General features: G+C 65.8%; 12 protein-coding genes. 2 read left to right on the top strand and 10 right to left on the bottom strand.

Going from position 1 to position 19,138, the window contains the following annotated elements; all coding sequences use genetic code 11:
* Positions 1-161: 161 nt before the first annotated feature.
* Positions 162-1,154, top strand: coding sequence for a type I pantothenate kinase (coaA, locus tag F8O07_RS04000; protein WP_158030845.1), 993 nt, complete (start codon positions 162-164; stop codon positions 1,152-1,154).
* Positions 1,155-1,241: 87 nt separating this feature from the next.
* Here coaA and glpK read toward each other — a convergent pair whose 3' ends face one another.
* The 8 genes from glpK to F8O07_RS03960 all read right to left on the bottom strand — a co-directional run bounded on the left by glpK (position 1,242) and on the right by F8O07_RS03960 (position 14,196).
* A complete protein-coding gene (gene glpK / locus F8O07_RS03995; protein ID WP_158030844.1) occupies positions 1,242-2,768 on the bottom strand; it encodes a glycerol kinase GlpK in 1,527 nt (508 codons plus the stop codon).
* A 64-nt stretch (positions 2,769-2,832) separates the two neighbouring features.
* Positions 2,833-5,514, bottom strand: coding sequence for a helix-turn-helix transcriptional regulator (locus F8O07_RS03990; RefSeq protein ID WP_158030843.1), 2,682 nt, complete (start codon positions 5,512-5,514; stop codon positions 2,833-2,835).
* Positions 5,511-7,283: a glycerol-3-phosphate dehydrogenase/oxidase gene (locus F8O07_RS03985; protein ID WP_225733167.1), complete on the bottom strand. Its 1,773-nt coding sequence runs from the start codon at positions 7,281-7,283 to the stop codon at positions 5,511-5,513. The genes F8O07_RS03990 and F8O07_RS03985 overlap by 4 nt, the downstream gene beginning before the upstream one ends.
* Before the next feature lie 200 nt (positions 7,284-7,483).
* Positions 7,484-8,593: an ABC transporter ATP-binding protein gene (locus F8O07_RS03980; protein WP_158030842.1), complete on the bottom strand. Its 1,110-nt coding sequence runs from the start codon at positions 8,591-8,593 to the stop codon at positions 7,484-7,486.
* A gap of 33 nt (positions 8,594-8,626) precedes the next feature.
* A complete protein-coding gene (locus tag F8O07_RS03975) occupies positions 8,627-9,925 on the bottom strand; it encodes an ABC transporter substrate-binding protein (protein ID WP_158030841.1) in 1,299 nt (432 codons plus the stop codon).
* Positions 9,926-10,008: 83 nt separating this feature from the next.
* Positions 10,009-10,929 carry a carbohydrate ABC transporter permease gene (locus F8O07_RS03970; protein ID WP_158030840.1) on the bottom strand — a complete coding sequence of 307 codons (921 nt, stop codon included), beginning with the start codon at positions 10,927-10,929 and terminating at the stop codon, positions 10,009-10,011.
* Positions 10,926-11,849, bottom strand: coding sequence for a carbohydrate ABC transporter permease (locus F8O07_RS03965; protein WP_158030839.1), 924 nt, complete (start codon positions 11,847-11,849; stop codon positions 10,926-10,928). Before F8O07_RS03965 ends, F8O07_RS03970 begins: the two co-directional genes overlap by 4 nt.
* Positions 11,839-14,196, bottom strand: coding sequence for an FAD-dependent oxidoreductase (locus F8O07_RS03960; protein WP_158030838.1), 2,358 nt, complete (start codon positions 14,194-14,196; stop codon positions 11,839-11,841). The genes F8O07_RS03965 and F8O07_RS03960 overlap by 11 nt, the downstream gene beginning before the upstream one ends.
* A 184-nt stretch (positions 14,197-14,380) precedes the next feature.
* Between F8O07_RS03960 and F8O07_RS03955 the strand changes: the two genes are divergently transcribed.
* The gene (locus tag F8O07_RS03955) at positions 14,381-15,430 is read left to right on the top strand and encodes a LacI family DNA-binding transcriptional regulator (protein ID WP_192496626.1); all 1,050 of its coding nucleotides are present in this window, start codon (positions 14,381-14,383) and stop codon (positions 15,428-15,430) included.
* 31 nt (positions 15,431-15,461) lie between these two features.
* Here the strand turns inward: F8O07_RS03955 and F8O07_RS03950 are convergent, their stop codons facing one another.
* Positions 15,462-17,426 carry a DUF4012 domain-containing protein gene (locus F8O07_RS03950; RefSeq protein ID WP_158030836.1) on the bottom strand — a complete coding sequence of 655 codons (1,965 nt, stop codon included), beginning with the start codon at positions 17,424-17,426 and terminating at the stop codon, positions 15,462-15,464.
* Between the two features lie 225 nt (positions 17,427-17,651).
* Complete coding sequence (locus F8O07_RS03945; protein WP_158030835.1) at positions 17,652-18,992, bottom strand: serine hydrolase; 1,341 nt, start codon at positions 18,990-18,992, stop codon at positions 17,652-17,654.
* Positions 18,993-19,138: the final 146 nt, after the last annotated feature.

Here is a 19,138-nt window from a genome sequence, read left to right as displayed (position 1 = left end):
TGCAAATCTTACGGCATGCCTGAACGGCCGCTGGGCACGTCTGGCATCAGCCCGTCGTGCTGCGGTGTCGGTGCGGATGCAATCGCGTCTCATCTCGGAGGTTGCGGTCTGAAGGCTGTGCAATGTGCGGAAGTGCGCGGCGGTGAGGCATGATGGAGGTCATGCCCGCCAATGACGCCAGCACGGCCGCGGCCGTCGAAGAGCGTGTCTCACCTGCCGCTGCGCCTGAAGAACGGCCCTCGCCGTTCTGGCAGATTCCGCGTCACTCGTGGTCAGAGCTCGCGCCGAAGGTGCCGAACCCTCTGACGGTGAGCGAGGTTCAAGCCCTGCGCGGGCTGGGCGATCCGCTCGATCTGCGCGAGGTCGCCGAGGTCTACCTGCCGGTGAGCCTGCTGCTGAAGAACTTCGTGGTGAACCGGCAGGGGCTCAACCACCGGCTGCAGAATTTTCTGCGCACCCGCGGCGGCGGCACGCCCTTTGTCATCGGTGTCGCCGGGTCGGTCGCCGTCGGCAAGTCGACGGTGGCCCGGCTGCTGCGCGAGCTGCTGTCGCGCTGGAGCGAGATCGACAGCGTCGACCTGGTGACCACCGACGGGTTTCTGATGCCCAACGCCGAGCTGGAGCGCCGTGGTCTGCTCTCGCGCAAGGGTTTTCCCGAATCGTACGACCGCCGTGCGCTGCTGCGCTTTCTCAGCCAGGTGAAGAGTGGTGCGCCCGAGGTGCGCGCGCCGCAGTACTCGCATGTGAAGTACGACATCGTGCCCGGCGAGGAGGTCGTCGTGCGTCGCCCGCAGGTGCTCGTGTTCGAGGGGCTGAACGTGCTGCAGACGCCGGCCGACAGCGCGCAGGCCGCCGTGAGCGACTACCTCGACTTCGGCATCTACGTCGACGCGCGCACCAACGACATCGAGCGCTGGTACATCGACCGGTTTCTCAAGCTGCAGGCGAACGCCTTCGACAGCCCCGACGCCTACTTCAAGAAGTACGCGGAGCTCAGCCACGACGAGGCGACCGAGGTCGCCGACCGCATCTGGCGCACGGTGAACCTGCCGAACCTCAGGCAGAACATCGCGCGCACGAGGTCTCGCGCCGACCTGATTCTCGAGAAGGCCGCTGACCACACGGTGAATCGGGTGCTGCTGCGCAAACTGTAGTCGAGGCACGCTGCGACGAGCAGCCCAGAGCCGTCATCGCATGATGACGCAGCCCGAGGCGCATTCGCAGCTCAGTGCACCGGACGTTCAAGCGAGACCGTAGCTGCGTGGCAGGGCGTCAGCCCACTGCGCACGCATGCGAGCGCGAATCGCCTCGTCAGGCTGTGGCTCGAATCGACGCCCGAGCTCGGTGAGATCGCGCAGCTCGTCGAGATCGTGCCACACTCCCACGGCCAGACCGGCGGCATAGGCCGCACCGAGCGCCGTCGTCTCGAAGGTCGTCAGCCGCTGCACGGGCACGCCGAGCAGATCGGCCTGCATCTGCATGAGCAGGTCGTTCGTGCTGGCTCCCCCGTCGACGCGCAGCTCGCTGATCTCGCGCCCCGACGCCTCGACCACGTCGGCGCTCTGGTGCGCAATCGCCTCGAGAGCCGCACGAGCGATGTGCGCCTTCGTGACATAGCGCGTCAGCCCGACGATCACGCCGCGCGCGTCGGGTCGCCAGAAGGGGGCGAACAGCCCGCTGAACGCCGGCACGATCACCACCCCGCCGTTGTCGTCGACCTCGTTCGCGAGCGCCTCGATCTCGGCCGCGTCATCGAAGAAGCCGAGGTTGTCGCGCAGCCACTGCACCAGTGAGCCGGTCACCGCGATCGATCCCTCCAGCGCATAGCTGGGCGCCTGCCCGTCGAGCTGGTAGGCGATGGTGGTGAGCAGTCCGGCCGCCGAGTCGATCACCGGTTCGTCGCCGGTGTTGACCAGCAGAAAGCTGCCGGTGCCGTAGGTGTTCTTGGCGTCGCCCGGTCGGGTCGCCGTCTGGCCGAAGGCCGCCGCCTGCTGGTCGCCGAGGATGCCGGTGATCGGCACTCCGTCGAGTGCGGCGGGCAGCCCTGCCGCGGCGGCGTCGACGCGGCCGAAGGCATACGACGAGGGATGCACCTCGGGCAGCATGCGTCGGGGCACGTCGAAGCCGGCGAGCGCCTCGTCGCTCCAGCCGAGGTCGAGGGCGTCGAAGAGCAGCGTGCGCGAGGCGTTCGTCACGTCGGTGGCGTGCACGGTGTGCTCGCCGTGCGCACCGCCGGTGAGGTTCCAGAGCACCCAGGCGTCCATGGTGCCGAAGAGTGCGCCGCCGCTCTCAGCGGCTTCGCGCAGCCCCGTGACATGGTGAAAGAGCCACAGCAGTTTGGTCGCCGAGAAATACGGATGCACCGGCAGCCCGGTGATCTCGCGCAGCCCGTCGACGCCGATGCGCTCGATGATGCGGTCGACCAGCGGCTGCGAACGGGTATCCTGCCAGACGATCGCATCGTGCAGGGGCTCACCGGTCCCGGGGCTCCAGACCAGCGTCGTCTCACGCTGATTCGTGATGCCGATCGCCGCCGGGGCACGGCTGCTCATCGCTTCGACGACCTGGGCGATCACCGTACAGGTGTTGTGCCAGATCTGCATGGCATCCTGCTGCACCCAGCCGGGCTCGGGAAAGACCTGATCGTGCTCGCGCTGAGCTGCGGCCAGAGCGTGCCCGGCCGTGTCGAAGGCGATCGCGCGGGTGCTCGTCGTGCCCTGGTCGATCGCCAGCAGATACCGGTCGTCAGCGCTGTCGAGTCTGATCATTTCCCAGCCCTTTCGACGGGTTCGGCGGTCTTCGTCACGGTCGTCGCGAGTCTTCGACGCTGCATCACAGGGCCGTTCCTGACCCGGGATCGGCCGAGTCCGAGACGAACAGACCGAGTTCGTAGGCGCGATTGAGCGCATCGTCTCGATTCTTCACACCGAGCTTGCGGTAGAGCGATGTGCGCTGTGTCTTCACCGTATTGACCGTGACGTGCAGGTCAGCAGCCATCGACGAAGTCGTGCCCCCTTGTTTGAGCAGTCTCAGCACCTCGATCTCGCGCGGCGTCAGATCGACCTGCTCTCGCGGAGTCGCGCCGATCGGCCTTCCCCAGAGCTCTATCAGGGCGTGCTCGGTCTCATCGAGCGCAGCAGGATGTCGAAGTCTCCAGTCATCGAGCATTTCACAGCCGATGGTCGCCGGCAGCATGCGATGCGGCAGGCTCAGCCCATCGCGCAGCGCCGCCTCGCTGGCCGCATCGTAGTATCGCAGCGCGACCTCCTGCTGCCCCTTCTGCCAGAGCGCGGCGGCTGCGAAGAGAGAGCCCGTCACTCGCCCACGCAGGGCGACGGTGGTGTCGGTCGCCAGTGTGATGCCATCGGCAGCAGCGGCATCGTACCGAGAGGTCTGCAGCGCGATGATGACGCGAGCGAGGCGCACCGGTGCGAGCTTCGGATCGACACCGACGAGATGCTGCTCGGCCTGCGGCATCAGCCCGCCGGTCGCACACGCCCCGGCCCAGAGACCATGAAGCTGCTGCTGGGCGGCCGGTGACGACGGCGCCCCTGCGGCGTGCATCTCGACCTGCTGAAAGATGAAGGCGTTTGCGGCGCCGATGCCTCGGGTCACCATCAGCCCCCACCCGATCAGCGGAACCGCATCGGACCAGTACTCCGACCGAGGCAGATGCGGGTAGACGGCGTCCAGGTGTTCGTCCATCAGTCTCTGGTCGCCGCGTTCAAGAGCGATCGTGGCGGCAGCCAGTCGAAGGTGGAGGCCATTGTACGAGCTCTGCCACCCATATGGCCGCTGCTGGGCGAACCCCTTGCTGACGAGCTCCTCTGACTCGTAGAGGTGCCCCTCGAACGCCTGCTGACAGGCCATGAGGCCGAGTGCACTGCCACGAGACAGCGTCGGCCGGCTGGCATCCGACTTCTGCAGAGCGTGCATAACCTGGACACGGGCCTGCGCGCTCTCGCCCAGTCGCAGATGCCCGAGGGCCGCCTGCAGGCGCTGGTACTCCTCGACATCGGGCGCAATCAGGCCGGGCTGCGCATCGAACTCGTCCAGCTGATTCTCAAGTCGCAGCAGGGTCTTGCCCAGGTCGTCCCACTCGCCGGTGATGCGCTGGACGACCGAGATCATGCTCAGCAGCGTCGTTCGGCGCCGTCCTCGAGCGTTCGGAACCTGCTGCATCGCGACCCGAGCTGCCTCGGTGAGTTCGACTGCTCCCTGTCGGGCCTTGGTCGCCGACACCATGCGCATGAGCCCCCGCATGTAGAGCACCAGCGGTTCAGAGCGCATCGTGTCGAGATCGATTTCATTGAACGACTCGGCGATCTCGGCGTCGATGGCCATCAGCGTGGCATGCAGATGATCTGAGATGAGGGCGTTGAGCCGCGCCATGTCACGTCCGCGAGCGGCATGCAGGATCGCTGTGCGCCAGTCTTCTCTGCGCTCGGCCCAAGTCGCGACCAGACGGTGGATGCAACGGCGGCGCGCTGCCGAGATCTCGGCCTGGCGCGTGGCCGCGACGTCGACGATCATGCGGTGATAGCGAAAGAGCCCCTGTGGAGAGCCGTCCCACGGCAGCCAGGTGCCCAGGCCCTGCCGGTGCAGGGTGTCGATGATGCGCTCGGCCTCGGTCGGTGAGACCTCTGCCATCTGGGCGGCCTGGTCTATCGAGAAGGTCTCTGCGAAACTCGTCAGCGTGATGAACTCCGCCGCACCGGGCATCTGCGCGTCACCGAGGACTCGTGATTCGATGAAGGCGACGGTGGTCGAGGTGATGAGCGCGTCCCACTCTGGTGCCCGAGTGTGCTCCAGCTCGGCGAGAACCAGTCTGACCGGCATCGGCCAGCCACCGGTCTGTTCGCGCAGATGCGAGGCAAGCGGCACGGCCTGAGGCCCGACCTCTCGCATCAGCAGCTGACGGCATTCGTCCACGGTCAGTGAGAACTCATCAGCGCGAATGATCGCGGCACCTGCTGCGTGCAGATCGGCGTCCATGCCCAGGGGAATCGTGTGCGCCGTGATGACGAGCGACAGCGCAGGGCAGCGGCTGCTCAGCATCAGAAAGTCGTTCGCGATCTGAGGATCGATCAGGTCTTCGCCTCGGTCGACCATGAGCACGACCCGGGTGTTCTTCGCAGACAGAACCCGTGCGATCTGCACCGGCAGCGGGTCTCGGGAGTCTGTCGCCAGGCCGATCGGTCGCTGTGCATCGAGGCCCGGCATGAGACCGGCGCGCGTGAGGCGCTCGGCGACCAGTCTCCAGAACTGCTCACGCGTGCGGCTGCCGTCGTCGACGGCGATCCACAGACGCATCGTGCCGTCGTCTGGCTGGCTGTGCGCCCAGTCGGCGAGCGCCGTGGTCTTGCCGCAGCCAGACGGCCCGAGCAGAACCACTCCGCCTCTCTGCTCGATGCCCCGACCGATCAGAGCGCTGAGTCTGGGCCGTGGCAGAACTCCGGCGGGAACGCGTGGGGCACAGAGAACGATGTCGACGGTTCGGTCACCGGCCGTCATCGGCCTGCACTCCGCCCGTCGGCATGGTCGCCGGCGACGCTCTCTTCGACGGCCTCTGGCGCGGTCTCGTCTGACGCGGGCGCGACGTCGTCACCACTTGCGTGCACGACCGGCTCTTGGTCGTCGCCGATGCCGGTGTGCGCAGTCTCTGCCAGGTAACCGTCGACCTCGGCCAGGCGCTGCCTCTCTCCCCAGCCGAGCTGCGCGGCCATCAGATGCGAGACCTGGTCGACCGCGGCGGCCCCCCGATCGGGGTACTCGATGCTGATGCGGGTGCGCCGTTCCATCACATCGTCGAGGTGCAGCGCCCCCTCGTTCGTCACCGCGTAGACGACTTCGGCCTGCAGGTATCCGGGGGCCCCGTCGATCTCGTCTGAGAGCTCGGGCTCGACGCCGATGAGCTCGAGCACGTCGTAGAGCAGGGTGCCGTATCTGTTGATCAGACGGTTGACCCGCCACATCGGCCAGCCGTGAATGCGTGAGATCTCGGCTCGCTTGGCGGTGATCGCGTCGAGCCCACGGGCGCCGAGCAGTGGCGTCTGCTTCGTGCGCGAGGGCTTCTTGCGGGCCTTGCTCGGCCCGAGGGCGAAGTTCACGGCGTCTTCGGCCATCACACGATAGGTGGTCAGCTTGCCTCCGGCGATCACGGTGAGTCCCGGTGCCGGTGAGGCAACGGTGTGCTCGCGCGAGACCTTGGTCGAGGCAGTGCCCGCCTTGGTGCCGGGCTGCAGCAACGGGCGCAGACCCGCATACGTGCCCACGACATCCTCTCGAGAGATCGGGTCGGCGAGCAGCTCGTTGACGTGATCGATCAGATAGGCGATGTCTTCTTCGGTGGCGACCGGCTTCGCGTAGTCGCCGGTGTATGGCGTATCGGTCGTGCCGATGATCCAGCGGCCTTTCCACGGGATCACGAAGAGCACACTCTTCTCGGTCTGCGAGATGATGCCGGCGTGGCCGGGGATGCGCTCGCGCGGCACGACGATGTGCACGCCCTTCGACGCGAGCACTTTGAGCCCGCCGCTGGTGCCGCTGAGCGCCTCGGTCTGTTCCGTCCAGACGCCGGTGGCGTTGATCACGTTCTTCGCGCGCACGGTGAAGGTCTTGCCGCTCTCGCGATCGAGCACCTCGGCCCCGCGCACGCGATCGAACTCGTCGGTGATGAGAGCGGTGACCTTGGCCCGGTTGACCGCACGGGCGCCGAAGTGCGCAGCGGTGCGCACCAGTGTCGAGACGAGGCGGGCGTCGTCGATGCGAGCGTCGTAATAGCGGATGCCGCCGGCCAGTCGATTCTCATCGAGCCCGGGGAACAGCTCGTGCAGCCCCCGCTTCGTGAGGTGTCTGTGCCCGGGCACGGCTGGTGTGCCGCCCAGCCAGGCCATGCTGTCGTAGAGCGTGATGCCGCTGCCGACATAGGCCCGCTCGGTGACGGCCTTGTGCAGCGGGTAGATGAACGGCACCGGCACGGCAAGATGCGGGGCGATGACGCGCAGCAGCAGATTGCGCTCGAGAATCGCCTCGTGCACCAGCACGAAGTCGAGCATCTCGAGATACCGAAGCCCCCCGTGCAGCAGCTTGCTCGACCAGCTCGACGTGCCTGAGGCCCAGTCGTCTGCCTCGACGATGCCGACCTTCAGCCCGCGCGTCGCGGCGTCCAGTGCGATGCCCGCGCCGGTGACGCCTCCACCGATCACGAGCACATCCAGCGTCGAGTCGCTGACGGTCTCGATTGCCTGCTGCCTGGTCTGCGCGTTCAGAATGCTGCCCACCGTGCTCCCCTCGTCGTACGCTCGCACCTGCGACGGTACTGGCGCTGCCGAGTGAAGTCTGCGGCCGCGCTCCACCAGTCTAGGTCGCAGCCTTGAGACTGGTGGAGACGACGGCGACAACAGCCTCGACGAGCCCGCTGTCGTCTGACTGTACTGGCGCCTGCGGCGCCATGACGAAAGGCCCGGTCAGCGGCGACGCGTCACGACGGCAGCCGAACGGGTGCGGTCACCGTCGAGTAGAGCCGGTTGCCGGTCGCCCGATCGAAGAGATGCACCCGATTGGGTTTGGGCACGACCCTCACGACGTCGCCGGGCGCCGGGTGGTCACGCCCGTCGACTCTCGCGACGACCGTCGTCTTGGGCTGGTCGGTGGGATGCCCGAAGAGGTACCCGTCGGCTCCCAGCTCCTCGACCATGTCGACCTTCAGCTTGAGTCCCTCCCCCGGCCTGTCGCTGAGGTACAGGTCTTCGGGGCGCACGCCGAATGTGACCGTCGGCCCGGCCCCGATGAGAATCTCGGCAGGCACGTCGATGTGTCGCGTGCCGAGGCGCACTCCCGAGTCGTCGACGACGCCTTCGAGCAGATTCATCGATGGAGAGCCGAGAAAGCCGGCCACGAACTCGTTCGCCGGTGTCTCGTAGAGTTCTCGCGGGGTGCCGACCTGCTGCAGATCACCGTCTTTCAGCACCGCGATGCGGTCGCCCATGGTCAGCGCCTCAGTCTGATCGTGGGTCACATAGACGGTCGTGACGTTCAGGCGCCGCTGCAGCTGGGCGATCTGCGTTCTCGTCTGCACTCGCAGCTTGGCATCGAGATTCGACAGCGGCTCATCCATCAAGAAGACCTTCGGCTCGCGCACGACGGCGCGCCCCATGGCGACTCGCTGACGCTGCCCGCCCGAGAGCGCTTTCGGGCGGCGGTCGAGATAGGGCTCGAGGTCGAGAAGCCGGGCGGCCTCGCGCACTCTGCGCTCCCGCTCTGCCTTCGGCACTTTCGCCATCTTCAGTGCGAATCCCATGTTCTCGGCCACCGTCATGTGCGGGTAGAGCGCGTAGTTCTGAAAGACCATCGCGATGTCACGGTCACGAGGAGAGAGCGTGGTGATGTCTTTTCCATCGATGAGAATCCTGCCCTCTGACACCTCTTCCAGCCCGGCCAGCATGCGCAGCGTCGTCGACTTGCCACAGCCTGACGGGCCGACGAGCACGAGGAATTCGCCGTCGTCGATCTCGAGGTCGAGGTGGTTGAGGGCAGGATGGTCCTGCCCCGGATAGACGCGAGTGGTGGATGTGAAGGTGACTGTCGCCATGAGCTCTCTCCTCGTCGTTCGTGTGCGCCAGGGTCAGCCCTGGAGCAGTCCCTGCAGATCGTCTTTTGCCGTCGCCATCGCGGCAGATGCGCTCTTGGCGCCGGACAGAGCCGCTTCCACCTCTTCGTTGAGCCGGGTCTGCGCAGCGCTGGCGCTGGGGAACGCCCACAACGGGTTCCGCCTGGCGTGTGGCAGAACCTCTTGATTCCACTGCTGGTAGAAGGGGTTCTGCGCGATCCAGGGCTGCTGCGTCGCGCTTTCGAGGGCCGGTGGCTGACCCGACACCTCGAACGCGGTCTGCAGCGCGCCATCGTCCGTCGACAGAAAGCCGGCCAGCTCGCTGCTGGCTTTGCCCGTGTCGAAGAGCACGACCGGCTGACTCCACGAGAGCGAGTCGCCGCCCGGTCGCACGACGGGCACCATCTTGTCGACGATGTTCGGGTCGGGAGACTGCTTCGGAATCACGCCGATCGCCTGGGGAGCGTCGTCGTAGATCGCGGCCTTCCCCTGCGCGAACAGCGTTCTCGTCTCTTCTCGGAGCGTGCCCGCCTGGATGAGCCCTTCGTCCAGGAGCTGTTTCCAGAAGTCGAGGGCCTTCACCGACCCGTCGTCGCCGAGCGTGACCTGGTCGCCTTCCACCACCGAGGATCCGAACGCCCACATCCACGGAATGATGTCTTTGACCTGCTTGACATTCGTGCACGGGGCGTAGGGCACAATCGAGGAGTCCGCGCGTTTGATGGCCCGAAGCGCACTGAGAAATCCTTCGGGCGTCGTCAGTCCCTGCGGGTCGACACCGGCCTCTTTCAGCACCTCGCTGTTGCCGACCAGACCGATGGCGGAATAGGCCCACGGCATTCCATAGCGGGTTCCCTTGTAGACCCCGCTGTCGTTGACTGCTGACGAGTACTTCGAGGCGTCGAAGATGTCATCGACCGACTGCAGCACACCTGCCGTCGCGAGAGTGGAGAGCCATTCCTCGTCGATGTGGGCGACGCCGCTGATGTCGCGGTTGCGGGCCTTGAGCACGATCTGATCCATGTACTGCTGATACGGATACGTGTTGGTCGAGACCGTGACCGACTTCGACTGCCCGAACGAGTCGAGCAGCTGCTTGATCTGCGGCCCCTGTTTGTCATCGCCCAGGATCCACGAGGTGAACTGTGTCTCGGTGTCCGAGCCCGTGGCCGACGATCCGGCCGTGCTGCAGCCGGTGAGAGTCATCATGCCGGCGGTGGCGGCGCCGAATCCGATCAGGCCCAGCAGTGCGCGTCGGCTGACGGGCATCTGCAGCGGCGACGCAGACTTCTGGTCGAGGTGTGTGGTATTCATCGTGAACTCCTTTGTTCAGTCGAGGTTGTGGCGGTCGGGTGTTGAGAGTCTGGTCGTTCGGCAGTCGCGCTCGACGCGCCGAATCACTTGATCGAGCCCGCGAGCGCTCCGCTGACGAACTGCTTCTGAAAGACCAGGAAGATGGCGATCACCGGCAGCGAGCTGATCAGCGAGGCAGCCATCATCTGCCCGTACTGGCTCTGGAACTCTCCGAGGTAGGTCAGGGTCAGGCCCGCAGGAAGAGTCTGCTTCGAGGTGTCGACCAGCGTGAGCGCGTAGACCAAGTCGTTCCAGGCGCGGATGAACGCGAACATGCACACGGCGATCATCGAGGTCTTGACCACCGGGAAGATCACCGAGTTCATGATGCGCCACTCGCTCGCACCGTCGATTCGCCCGGCTTCGATGAGTTCGTCGGGCACGGCGTCGAAGGCATTCTTCATCATCAGCACCGACAGCGGCAGTGTGAACGTGGTGTACGAGATGATCAGGGCCGGGTAGGTGTTCAGCAGCCCGAACTTCGCCATGGTCGTGTACAGCGTGAGCAGCAGCAGCACTTCGGGAACCATCTGCGCGAGCAGCAGCGTGTACATCGCAGTGGAGCGCCCGCGGTAGCGGAACTTCGAGAACGAGTATCCGGCCAGGAACCCCACCGCGAGACTCACCACCGAGGTGGTCAGCGACACGAAGAGTCCGTTGCCGATGAATCTCACCAGATTGGGGTCGGTGAGCACAGCGGTGAAGTTCTCGAGCGTCCACGTGCGGTCAGCGCCCAGCGGGTCGCGGAAGATGCTCTCTTCTGAGGTGAATGCCGTGATGATCATCCAGATCACCGGAATGAACGCGAACACCGCGAGCGCTGCGACGGTCGCATAGCCGACCCATGGTCTGCGGCGCAGCCTGCGGGGGCGCCGTTCAGCCTCTCTGCTCTCGGCTTCGCGCACGTATCTGCCCGATCGGCTCTGTTCGGCGTCGATGGCATTCGCCAGGGTCGTGTCGCTCATCGTGCTGCCCTCTCCTGTCGCACTGAGTAGATTCCGTATATCGCCGCGAGCACGCCCATGATCACAGTCCACACGATGCCGATGGCGCCGGCCTGCCCGAGGTCGTAGTTGTTGAACGCGGCCTTGTAGAGGCCGATCGACAGTGTCGTCGTCGATCCGACTGGCCCGCCACCGGTCATCACCCAGGGAATCTCGAAGTGCTGGAGCCCCCAGATGGTCTCGAGCAGCAGCGTCAGGGCCATGGCCGGCTTGATCTGAGGCAGCACCACGTACCACTGCTTGCGCCACCCTCTCGCCCCGTCGACCGCGGCGGCATCGTGCACTTCGCTCGGCACGCCCTGCATGGCGGCCATGAGCAGCACAGCCATCCACGGAAACGAATGCCAGATTTTCGCGATGATCACGCCTGCCATCGCCAGCGTGGGAGAGTTCAACCAGTTCGTGTCACCCGGCCCGCCGAGGCTTGCGATCACCCCGTTGAGCAGCCCGTAGTTCGTGTTGAAGATCCACGACCAGAGAAACGACACGACGACGCCCGGCAGCACCCAGGGAATCAGAAACGACGTGCGCCAGACGCCTTTGCCCGCTATCCGGCTGTTCAGCGCCAGGGCCAGGGCCAGGGCCAGCACGAAGGCACCGATCGACGAGACGACCACGAAGACGCCTGTGTGCCAGACCATGCCCCAGAAGCTCGGGCTGCCCATCAGGTTCGCGATGTTGTCGAACCCGACGAACGTCGACGCGTCGGTGAGCAGGCTGCCCTTGTAGAAGCCGTAGACCAGCGACCGCACCATCGGGTAGCCGATCACCGCGATGAAGAGCACCAGCGCCGGCGCGATGAGAATGACCGCGAACCGACGCGTCGACCCGCTGCGTCTGGTTCTCGCCGGCACCCGACCCAATTCAGTCTCAGCCGTCATGGTCTGTCCCCTCTCGCACCACGCCCGCCGGCGTGCACTTCGCATGCGCATAGCAGCGCACCTCGAAGAGACCGGCCGAGGGGTCGCCGTTCGTCGCATCGATCTCGATGCGCAGACGAGTGATCTGCACGGCGTCGAAGTCGTGCACGACGCGAGTCTGATAGTTGCCCTGCCGAACCGCCAGCGTCTGCCACCCATCGGCGGTCAGCCCCTGTACGCGGTAGTCGCGCGCGCTCTGTGGGTCTCGATACCCCGGAGGGCAGGCGTGGTATTCGCGCAGCAGGTGCCCGGGAAAAGTCAGCTGCACTTGCGCGACGGTCTGCGGCTCAGCCCAGTCGAGCTGCACCCACTGCGGGCTGTCGTCTGGCATCGAGCGCCACTGGTTCGTCGCGCGATGCGGCCTGGTCACGCCGTTGACCACGTGGGTGATCGGATAGGCCTGCTGGGCCGGCGAGACGCGGTGGCTGAGCGTCGCACCGCCGCCGAAGCGGCGATGACGGCCCGCAGCGACCTCGTATGCGGCGACCTGCCCCGGCAGCACCGCTTTCGACACGTGCCATTCGACGTTCGGCACGGCATCGAGATCGAGGCGCAGGTAGGTCGTCTGCGCGAGCTCTTCGGCGCTGGCCTGCACCGGCCATGGCACCCAGATGCGCTCGCCGGGGGCGACATGCAGCGTCGTCTCGCGCACAGGCGCAGAGGGTTCGGCGGCATACGTCCAGATGTCGGGCACATCGTAGAGATGCGCACGCACCTCGGCCTCGTGGTCGCCGCGGTTGGTGAGGCAGACGGCGATCTCGTCGACGCCCTGCCCCTCACCGAGAGCGATCCACTGGGCCAGACGTCTGTCGAGCCTGCCGTCTTCGGGAAAGATCGGGTAGTCGCGCCAGTAGTCGAGACCACCGAGAACCGACTCGTCGTCGGGGTCGACACCGGTGCACGCGTGTGTCGAGCTCGCACTGAGACGGGCACGCGCTGCCAGTTCGTCCGGGTCTGCTGTCGCGACATGCGGCAGAAAGCAGCCGTCTCTCACCAGCGACTGCTGAATCTCGATGATGTCTCGCTGCACGTTCTGCCACAGATCGCCGCCCGTGCTGACGCTCTGTGCAGCCGCAGTGCCCACCGCCTGCCCCATGACCGAGGTGGTGCCCTGCACGCGCAGCGCACCGAGGGCGACGTGTGTGGCGCTGATGTTGCGGCCGGCGTACATCAGGTTGCCGATGTCTCGGCTGACCAGTGCCCCGAGCGGAATGCCGAAGGGGCCGACATAGCGAGACTCCTGATATGAGCTGGAGTGATCGACGTGGCGTGCGCTGGTCAGCGGCTCGGCCTCGTCTTGATAGAGCCCGCCGATCGAGTGCAGATCGATGTACCAGCCGCCGTAGGCGACCTCGTCGTCATATGCGGGCGAGGCGAGCAGATCGTGCTCGGTCAGCAGGCGCTGCCCCATCAGTCTTCTGCTCTCGCGCTTGCCCGGCACCTGGCCGATCCAGTCGAGTGCGATGTTGCGCGCCTTCGGCGACCACTCGTCGTCGTGGTTCTTGTACCAGTCCCAGATGCCGAGCACCTGACGGGTGAGCTCGTGTCTGATCTCTTCGTTGTCGTCGATGGTGTTCCACGGCGGCCCGATCTCGATCCACCAATACCCGCTGGCCAGCGTCTTGGCGATGCGCCCGCCGCTGCGAAAGAACGAGGAGTCTTCGTACTTCGCCGCCCACGGCGGCGGGGTGAAGTCGACGGGATGCCCGACGTCGACCGTCTTGAAGTGCAGCGAGCTGCCCATCGTGTCGCTGCTCGCCTCATCGGGGGCGCTGGGCTCGTCGAACTCGGAGCGCGCCTCAATGCCGTGCCGCGACTCGACGCCGGCGAGCGCGCCCAGGGTGCCGTCGCCGGTGCAGTCGATGAAGACCTCGGCGCGGATGCGATGGCTGAGTTCGGCGTTGACCGTGCGCGCCGTGATCGAGGCGATGCGCCCCTCGACGACCTCGGCCTCTTCGAGCGGCGTGTTGAGGTGCACGGTGAGCCCCGGCGTCTGCATCGCGAAGTCGTAGAGGGTGAGATCCCACACACTGTTCGTCCAGCCGTTCTCGGTGATCTTCACATGATTGCGCACGCGCTCTTCGATGAGCGTCTCGGCGATGATGCCGGTCTCACGTGCATAGGCGTGAAATGCTGCAGCCCCGTGCGGTGTCACGCGAACCTCAGACGACGAGGTGCCGCCCAGCACCGGCCGGTCGTGGACCAGTGCCACCTGCGCGCCGTGGCGCGCCGCGCTGATCGCTGCGCTGACGCCGGCGAGGCCTCCGCCGCACACCACCACGTCATAATGCTCTTCAACCGTCTTCACTGTGCATCCCTCATTTCGCGTCATTGCCGAGATTGATGCGCCGTATGGTTCTGCAGCCGACCACATCGTCGCTTGAAACGTTTTAATACCGTACGACAGAAACGCATAGACTGGGCAAATGATATTCGTCTGCCCTCGCCCCCCCGAGAGGTGCGGCAGGATCATTCGACGAAAGAAGTTGCAGATGTCAGCACAGAATGATCGCGGCACACCGCGTCCGACGCTGACCGAGGTCGCCCGGGTGGCGGGTGTGTCGGTCGGGTTGGCCTCGATGTGTCTCACCGGAGCCCCCGGGCCGGCCGAGCGCACGCGTGAGCACGTGCGTGAGGTCGCTCGACGGCTCGGTTACAGACCTGACAAGGCCGCGAGCCTCCTCGCGCGCAGCACGATTCGTCGTATCGGTGTGGTGTTCTCGCTGCGACAAGCTCTGCATGCGCAGATCGTCGAAGACCTCTACCGAGCCGCTCTGGCACAGAAGTATGAGCTGCTGCTGAGTGCAGCAACCGAAGACCACCCCGCGCGCACCGCAGCCGAACACCTCCTCGACAGCAGGTGCCAGGCAATCATCCTCGTCAGCAGTCGGCCGCAGAGAGATGCCATAAGCGCTGCCGCCGAGCAGGTTCCCGTGGTTCTGCTCGGCAGCAGCACTGACAGCAGTGAGGTGAGCAGCATTCAAGTCAACGGCTATTCGGGCGTCTGCCAGGCTGTGAGATATCTGCGTTCAGCCGGTCACACCCGTATCGTCTTCGCCGACGCCGCCGAGGCGCTCGGAAGCACAGATCGCCTGATCGGCTACCGCAGCGCCATGGCCGAGATCGGCCTCGGCGATCTGACCCGAATCGTGGCTGGCGGCGAGACTTTTCAGTCGGGGGTGCAGGCCGCATCGCGGCTGGCGCGCGAGCCCAACCTGCCGACAGCAGTCATCGCCCACAACGACGAGTGCGCCGCCGGTCTCATCTTCGGCTTCAAGATTCGTGGGGTGCAGGTGCCCGACGAGGTTTCTGTCGTCGGATTCGACGACAGCGGATTCGCCTGGCAGTCCGGGCTGATCATGACGACGCTGCATCAAGACGTCACACAGATCGCGGCGCTCGCCGTCGCCGAGGCGACGCGGCGCATCGACTCGGCCGAAGCCACCACACACCCGGCGCAGACGCGGATCACACCGACGCTGCGCATCCGCGACAGCAGCGGGCCATGTCCCGACCTGCGGCTGGCCGCCGTCTCAAGCTGAGCGCGTCTGCGCAGCCGCGACGTCGCGTCGCTCAGTCACAGCGCTCCGAGACTTCAGTAGACGATTCGGTCTGGTGCGCCATCGGTGTGTGCACGAGGTCGAGCGGAGCACGATCCTGAACTCCATCCGCCTCGAACGTCAGTCGGACGGTGGTCGCGGTGCCGAAGCCCATTTCGGTCGCAACGCGCACTCCGGGGCGCCCCAGAGTACTGCCTTGCTGCTTCACTGACTGGCTGATGCCGCCATCGACCACCTGCATGCCTTTGAACGTACTGTTCTGAGGCCCGAACACGTAGATGTCGGTGTTGAAGTACTGCGCATCTTTGTTGCTCTGTGAAAGCACATAGCTCGGCAGCTTCATCGCGTCTTTCGGCGAGATCGTCGATGTGAGCGTTACATCGACACTGTACGTCGTCGAGTTCTTCGCCGAGCAGACCGTGCGCTTCGCCACGTTCGAGTTCGTGACGTGGTAGTCGATCTTCGAACCGCCGTTCGACGTGTCCCACAGATAGACGCCCATGACGGTGCTGCCATCGGGGCCGGTGCCGTCGGCGCCCATGACTCCCTGCAGCGACGGGTTCTCACTCAGCGCCTGCTGAATCGAGTCGTCAGCGCTCCAGAACGAGAGTCTCCGCTCGTTGACCGACTGGCCGAGCGCGCCCGCGAGTGCATTCGCATCGACCTTCTGCCCAGTCAGCGCGTCGAACACGCTGGCCGCAGCTTCAGCGAAGTATGCATCCTGCGCACGAGGATCCGGATACTTCGCGTAGACGTCACTCAGAACTTTCTGCACCACGTTGTCGCTGGTGAGCCGATCGCCGTTCGACAGCGTCACCGGCCCGGTCGCACGCAGCATGTAGCTCAAGCCGACGGGGTCGAAGGTCATGACGCCGTCGATCTGGTCGCGTCCGCCGGCATCCTTCCACCAGCCTTGTGCCAGCTTCGCGACGCTCGGCAGGTCGGGGAAACCGGTCATGTCCATCTCGAACCGAGAGACGTTGGGAATGAAGACGTCGTAGGCCCCCTCGGGCAGCTCGGCGATCGGATCAGCTCGATTGTTGTGAAAGCTGCCGCTGGACTTCTGCGATGCGATGCTCAAGTGTCCGTTGTCAACGCGCAGCAGCATGAGCGATGCCGGGTTTCCGCCCAGACTGCGCACCTCGGCGTTGTTCTGGAAGAGCATCAGATAGTTCTTCGGCCGGTCTGCCCCGAGCAGACTCGGAACATGCTGAGCGAGGTCAGAGGCCTGCTGCACGCCCGGCTGCAGCCCGTCGACCTGATCGCGCAGCTGCGTCACGCCGTCGGCGACTGGCTCCATCAGACCGCCGGTCTCGATCGCGTTGAGCGTCTTGCGCGCGGTGGTCAGGCGCTCGTTCAGCTGTGGAAGCTCGACGACGATGCTGCTGAGTGTGTTGATGTCGAATGCGCCGTCGTGCACCAGCTGGTCGGGGTTCAGCGAGATGATGTGCTCAGCCAGCGGCTGAGCGTCGTCGAGCAGCCCAGAAGTCTCGTCGGCGACCGTTCGCACCGCCTGCAGATTGCCGCCGATCCAAGGCAGGGTTTGGACGGTCGACCACAGGCCGCCGCTTGCAGAGGTCGACGCAGCCGCGGCATCCTGCTGCGCGGTCTCATACGAAGCCTGCGCGCCGGCGCGATCGCCGGCCTTGTATTTCTCGGCGACTGTTGCCAGCGTGTCTTTGGCACTCTGCAGGTGGTCGCGGGTGTCGATCGCCTGTTTGCCGAGCAGCACCCCGACAACGCCCAGCGCCGCGAGCACTACGACAATGACCGCCACCACCCATGGCCACACCGGTCGACGACGCCTGCGGTGATACCGGTGCCGCCGGTGATGAGAACCGGCAGAACCAGAACCAGCGTCATCATCGGGAATCGCCCCGCCGGCACCGCCGGTTCGACTCGGCTCCGACCGTGCGTCGCGCAGCTCTCGCCGTGAAGGCGTGCGGCCGGTTGTTCTCCCCAATTCGTCTGCAGACATGATCTCCACTTTATCCGCTCGTCTTCTGACGAATGGATACTCGCGTCGTCCACGCCACAGGTGTCTCGAGCTGCACGGCCCACGCTGGCAGCGCGCAGCACGACGGCCTGCGGCTCCTATCGACACGCTGGCCGCGAACCGAGTTGACTCTGCAAGTCTGCACGTTTTCAGTTAGAGATCCTGGTCTCGCCGAGTCTGCGCATTCGCGACAGCAGTGCCCCCTGCTCAGCGAAGAGACTCACGGCCTGACCGACCGACATCGCCCAGCACAGCGGTCAGGGAGTCTGGGCGGCGACGAACCGCAAGCACCATGCCCGCAACCACGCAGAGCACTCCCGCACCCAGCCCGGCGCTGGCCAGCCCCACGGCAAGTGAGCGGGGCATCCCCATGACGGTCTCAGCGGGCGGGCGGGCGTCACCGGCGGTGTCTTGGGGCACCTGATCGGCCAGCCCTGACGCCGAGCCCACGGGCGAAGCCGACTCGCTCGCGCCCGCCTCAGAGCCCGCAGCAGGCCGAGGTGCCGCGACAAGAACGTCGTGCACCGCGCGCGCGACGTCCTGCACGTCACGGTCGGCAGCCGACGCCGTGCCTGCCCCACCCGCGACACCCGGGCCGAACGAGGTCATCACGGCGAGCGCCACCTCTCGGCCTGGGGTGAGCAGGTAGCCCGTGTCGTGGCTGACGTCGACGTTCTCGCCCGTCTTGTTGGCCAGCTCGGTCCGCGGCACAACCGCGCCGAACTTGGTGTTCACGGTCTGCTGGCGCATCCAGTCGATGATCTGATCGCTCGCCGCGCGCGACAGCATCTCACCAGCATGAATGCGCTCGAGCAGCCGCATGTCGCCTGTTGCGGTGATGAGGTTCTCATGTCTCGCATCATGCGAGAGCACCATCTTGCGCCCGAAGTGCATGTCGGCGTCGGCGATGCCGAGCGCGCGCAGCCCGACCCCGACCGCGTCGAGCCCGCCGACGAAGTCGATCAGCACATTGGTGGCGGTGTTGTCGCTGACGGTGATCATCAGGCGCAGCAGCTCGCCCAACGGCAGCTGCCTGACGGATGTCGCCGCGGCCCCGCCCTGCAGCGTTCCCGTGCCGCCGACGATATCTGAAGGCCGCACGGTGACGGGGGTCTGCAGATCCCACCGCCCGTCGTCGACAGCGCGCATGATCACTGCAGCGAGGCCGATCTTGATCGTGCTGGCAGCTTTGAACTCCTCGTCTGCGGCACCGACCGCCACAGACTCGCCACCGAGCACCCCCGACAAGTCACCGAGCGCGATGCCCATCTTCACGCCATGCTGCGCGGCACTGTCGACGATGCCCTGCAGCCGACTCTGCAGTTCGATCTGCAGCTGCGGGCTCTGCAGCTGCGGCGCGTCGACCGCCGCAGCCGCACTGGGGGCATCGACTTCAACGGCTTGGGCGGCTGGAGCATCCCCAGCCGCGATCTGGATCACCCCCGCAGCGGCAAGGCAGAGCGTCAGCATCGCGGCGGTGCCGCGCATCAGCGCATGCGAGGGCACGTACAGCCGCCGCTTCAGGTTCATCGCAGTCTCACCCCCCATCACTGCACCATCCGCGATCGAAAGGCGCCGAAGGTATTCTAGGGTGTCTGCTGAGGCCGAACCGCAGCTCGGGCGCCGGCAAAGCCTCAGCTTGACTTTGCAGAGTCTGCAAGTTTACAGTTAGTGCACTGACACGCGCGACGCTG

Origin of the sequence: Pseudoclavibacter sp. CFCC 13796 (genome assembly GCF_008831185.1) — a bacterium.
Taxonomy (GTDB): domain Bacteria; phylum Actinomycetota; class Actinomycetes; order Actinomycetales; family Microbacteriaceae; genus Pseudoclavibacter_A.
Note: the sequence above shows the minus strand (reverse complement) of the source record. Positions and strands in the feature narration are given on the sequence as shown.